Source organism: Klebsiella sp. HMSC16A12 (assembly GCF_001808265.1).
GTDB classification, from domain to species: Bacteria; Pseudomonadota; Gammaproteobacteria; order Enterobacterales; family Enterobacteriaceae; genus Klebsiella; species Klebsiella pneumoniae.
On sequence record NZ_KV792562.1, the window covers coordinates 18,303 to 22,801 of the forward strand.

The following is a 4,499-nucleotide window of genomic DNA, read 5'->3' on the forward strand; positions in this document are numbered from 1 at the left end:
TCAAGCCTGAGTTTCCCGCCAGTCGTCGAGGGTATAGAGCGTGGCGCCCGCGGCGGCCATCTCCATAAACGCCTGGCTGCTGTCCTGCGGCTGCAGATTTACGCCGCGACAGCCGTCGGTGATGACGTTGACCGCGTAGCCCAGCGCCAGGGCATCCAGCACGGTGAACTTAACGCAGTAATCGGTGGCGAGGCCGAGAACGGTCAGCTCCACGATCGCCTGACCACGCAGCCAGCCGTCCAGTTCGGTTTTCTGCCGGTGACCGTTGTCAAAGAAAGCGCTATAGCTGTCGATGATCCGGTTTTGCCCTTTGTGGAACACAGCGGCGATCGCCTGCTGCTTGAGCAGCGGATGCAGCGCCGCGCCTTCGCTGTGCTGCACGCAGTGATCCGGCCAGAAAGTTTGCGCCAGGCCGTCCAGCTCGCCCTCGGTGTAGGGTTCCACCTGGTGCTGGCTGGCGAAACTGCCGTGATCCGCCGGATGCCAGTCCTGGCTGGCGACGATGGGCTCGCCGCGCGCCAGGCTCCAGTCGATAAGCGCATTGGCTACCTCGACGGTACTGTCGCCTTCAGGAACCGCCAGCGCGCCGCCGGCGCAAAAGTCGTTCTGCAAATCAACCAGTAACAGCGCTCGATGTGCCATACGTCCTCCTTAAGCCTCGTCGGGGGTGAGTTCGCCACGCAGATTTTGCTGCATCGCCGCGCGAATGGCGTCAACGTCCAGCTGCTGGCTAAGCAGATAGTGTAGCTTGGTCAGCGTCGCTTCCACCGTCATATCGAAACCACTGATGACCCCCGCCTGAGCGAGGGCGTTGCCGGTGGCATAGCCGCCCATGTTCACCTTTCCGGACATGCACTGCGTCAGATTGACCACCACAATACCGCGCTGGCTGGCTTCCGCCAGCACCTGAATAAACTCGCCATTCTGTGGGGCATTGCCGACGCCATAGGAGCGGAGGATCAGCGCTTTCACCGGTTGGCGCAGAAAATTACGCACCACGTCGGCGGAGATGCCGGGGTAAATCGTCACCACGCCAATCGGCTGCGGAGTGATGGGGTGCACGATAAGATCTCCGCTGCCCTGCGGCGCCGGCGGAGTACCGAGACGGCGAATATGGATCCCGGCCTCCAGCAGCGGGGCAAGGTTTGGCGAGGCGAAAGCGTCGAAGCCGTCGGCATGGGCTTTGGTGGTGCGGTTGCCGCGGAACAGTCGATTGTTGAAGAACAGCGCCACTTCGTTAATCGGATAGTTGGCGGCGACGTACAGGGCGTTGAGCAGGTTAATCTGACCATCGGAACGCAGCTCGGCCAGCGGAATTTGTGACCCTGTCACAATGACCGGCTTGCCAAGGTTTTCCAGCATGAACGACAGCGCCGAGGCGGTAAACGCCATGGTGTCGGTTCCGTGGAGGATCACAAAGCCATCATACTCCTCATAATGGCTGCGGATATCGTCGGCGATGTGCTGCCAGTCCTCGGGGGTCATATCGGATGAATCCATCAGCGGATGGTATTCATGGATCGTGAAGTCCGGCATCTCCGGACGATGGAACTCCGGCATCAGCGCCAGCTGACGCTGCAGATGGCCGGAAACGGGTACATAGCCGTGTTCAGAGCGCTGCATACCGATGGTCCCACCGGTGTAGGCAACGTAAATCGATTTTTTTTGCATAGCATCGCTTAGGTTGGTCGTAGACAGGCGCAGTATAAAGAGACGCAGGAAAAAATACAGCGTCGGTCGCGGGCTTTGTGGCAGTGTTGGCAGGAGAGGGAAAAAGGCTGCCCCGGGAGACGGGGCAGCCGCTGCGTATTAACGGATGTTAGCGCAGGTCAGGCAGAAGGCATAGCGATTCTGCGGGTCGTTAAACGCCGCCAGCTTGTCGCTCTCCGCTTTCACCGTCTCGGCCGCCGCGGCGACCGGCGCAGGCAGCCAGGCCTGAATGGCCGCCGGCAGCGAGGCGCGTACCGAGCCGGTCAGGCTGTCCAGCACCATCGAGAAGAAGGTCGGCTCTTCCTGATAGTAGTTGAGGTGCCAGGTTTTCAGCTTCGCCAGCTCGGCGGCTTTGGCCACCGCGTCGTCGAAGTCGCCGAGGCTGTCGACCAGGCCGTTGGCTTTGGCATCTTCCCCGGTCCAGACGTGGCCCTGGGCGATCTGGTCGATTTTCTCCGGCGTGCTCTTACGGGCGTTAGCCACCAGGGTGATAAAGCGCTGATAGCCATTCTCAATGCTCAACTGCATCAGCTGCTGCACTTCCGGCGGCAGCGCTTTGGTGCTGGAGACATCCGCCAGCGGCGACGTGGCGACGCCGTCGGTATGGACGCCAATCGACCCGAGGGTATTTTCCACGGTGTTGATCACCCCAAAGATGCCAATGGAGCCGGTGAGGGTGCTTGGGTTCGCCACGATGTAATCCGCTGGGGTGGAGATCCAGTAGCCGCCGGACGCCGCCATGCCGCCCATCGAGACCACTACCGGTTTACCGGCGGCTTTGGCTGCCGCCAGCTCTTCACGAATGATTTCCGAAGCGGTTACGCTGCCGCCCGGGCTGTTTACGCGCAGAACGATGGCCTTAATTTTCGGATCGAGGCGCGCATCGCGAATTTGCGCTGCGGTGGTGTCGCCGCCGACGTTGCCCGGGGTCTCTTCACCGTCCATGATGGCGCCGTTGGCGAAGATTACCGCGATGGCGGAACCCTGGTCAGACGGCGTCTTCACGTTGTAGTCGTAGTAGCTGATCGCCCGGTAATTGTTATCCGCTTTGCTCCAGCCAAACTGTTTGGTCAGCGCCTTTTCCACTTCCGTGGAGGTCGCCAGCTCATCCACCAGCTTATTGTCCAGCGCATATTTCGCCGTATCGCCGCCCACCTTACGCAGGCCATCGATAATGCCCTGGGCGCCCGGGAAGAGCTGCTGGGCGGTGATCTGGCGGTTGGCGGCAATGGTGTTGAGGTAGTTCTGCCACAGTTCGCCAATCCAGCGGCTATCCGCTTCGCGGGCGGCAGGGGACATATCATCGCGGATGAATGGCTCGACGGCGGATTTATAGGTGCCGACGCGGAAGACATGGGTGGAGACCTTCAGCTTATCCAGCAGCGATTTGTAATATAGCCCGTTGGTAGCGAAGCCGTGCAGGTCTACCTCGCCCTGCGGCGAGAGCCAGATTTTGTTGGCGAAGCTCGCCAGGTAGTACTGGCCCTGGCTGTAGCTGCTGCCGACGGCATACACCGGTTTGCCGCTATCGCGGAATTCGCGCAGCGCTTTGCCGATGTACTGCATGGATGGCTGGTCGCCGCCGACGAAGTTTTTCAAATCCAGCACAATACCGGTGATATTGCGGTCATCCTTCGCCTGGCGAATGGTCTGCACGATATCGAACAGGGAGTTCTCCTGCAGACGGTCCGAGCTGGCGCCAAACAGCTGGCGGCCAATCACGCCGAGCTTGCTGCTGGCGGATGGTTTATCCACCACCACGCCGGTAATATCCAGCAACAGCGCGCCGCGCGCGGCATGTTCGCTGGTGGTGCTGCTGAACTGGCTCCAGATGCCGATACACACCAGCACCAGCACCAGGAAGATCGCATTGAGGGCCAGTTTGCGAATAAAGTTGAGTATCCGCCACGTCCATTTAAAAAAGCTGGCAATCAGTCGCCAAAGGGTTCGCATGTCTTCTCCCTAACGTTATCTAAAAAGGGCAGGCCGCAGGGGCCGCCGCGTCTGGCTATCCTAAAGAGTGAGCCGTCGGTTGTCAGCAGGAATCACCGACCGCGCTGTAACAAAATCCTTGTGCATGTTAATTTTATGAAAAATGACATCACAGGAGTTATACAGATGGATGCTCTCGATCTACTGCTTAATCGCCGCAGCGCTTCCCGCCTGGCGGAACCTGCCCCGGCGGGCGAACAGCTGGAAAACATTCTGCGCGCCGGGCTGCGCGCCCCGGATCATGGCACCCTGCAGCCGTGGCGCTTCTTTATTATCGCCGATGACGGCCGCGAGCGCTTCAGCCAGTTGCTGGAAAAAGGGGCCAGAGAGGCCGGCCAGGATGAGAAGGGAATTGAGAAAGCCCGCAATGCGCCGTTCCGCGCGCCGCTGATTATTACCGTGGTCGCGCGCTGTGAAGACCACCCTAAGGTGCCGCGCTGGGAGCAGGAGATGTCCGCTGGCTGCGCGGTGATGGCGATGCAGATGGCGGCCCTGGCTCAGGGATTCAACGGTATCTGGCGCAGCGGAGCATTGACCGAGAGTCCGGTGGTGCGGGCCGGCTTCGAGTGCCGCGAACAGGATAAAATTGTCGGCTTCCTCTATCTGGGGACGCCGCAGCTAAAAGCCTCAACCACCATTGCCCTGCCGGATACCGCGCCGTTTGTGACGCGATTCTGAGTCCGCGTGTGTTATGCCGGGTGGCGGCTTATGCCTTACCCGGCCAACGCATCCGGCTCTGATTGTCTGTAGGCCCGCGCAAGCGCAGTGGACTGCACCCCAAAAGTTGGACACCCAAC

Annotated in this window: 4 protein-coding genes; 1 reads left to right on the plus strand and 3 read right to left on the minus strand. The window is 60.4% G+C overall.

The window, feature by feature from the left end:
• The 3 genes from pncA to sppA form a co-directional block, all read right to left on the minus strand.
• Complete coding sequence (gene pncA / locus HMPREF3140_RS07460) at nt 1-642, minus strand: bifunctional nicotinamidase/pyrazinamidase (protein ID WP_023279894.1); 642 nt, start codon at nt 640-642, stop codon at nt 1-3.
• Between the two features lie 9 nt (nt 643-651).
• The gene (gene ansA, locus HMPREF3140_RS07465) at nt 652-1,671 is read right to left on the minus strand and encodes an asparaginase (protein ID WP_002901285.1); all 1,020 of its coding nucleotides are present in this window, start codon (nt 1,669-1,671) and stop codon (nt 652-654) included.
• A 138-nt stretch (nt 1,672-1,809) separates the two neighbouring features.
• The gene (sppA, locus tag HMPREF3140_RS07470; RefSeq protein WP_004140411.1) at nt 1,810-3,663 is read right to left on the minus strand and encodes a signal peptide peptidase SppA; all 1,854 of its coding nucleotides are present in this window, start codon (nt 3,661-3,663) and stop codon (nt 1,810-1,812) included.
• Between the two features lie 165 nt (nt 3,664-3,828).
• Between sppA and HMPREF3140_RS07475 the strand changes: the two genes are divergently transcribed.
• A complete protein-coding gene (locus tag HMPREF3140_RS07475) occupies nt 3,829-4,380 on the plus strand; it encodes an NAD(P)H nitroreductase (RefSeq protein ID WP_004176531.1) in 552 nt (183 codons plus the stop codon).
• The last annotated feature ends 119 nt before the right edge of the window (nt 4,381-4,499 follow it).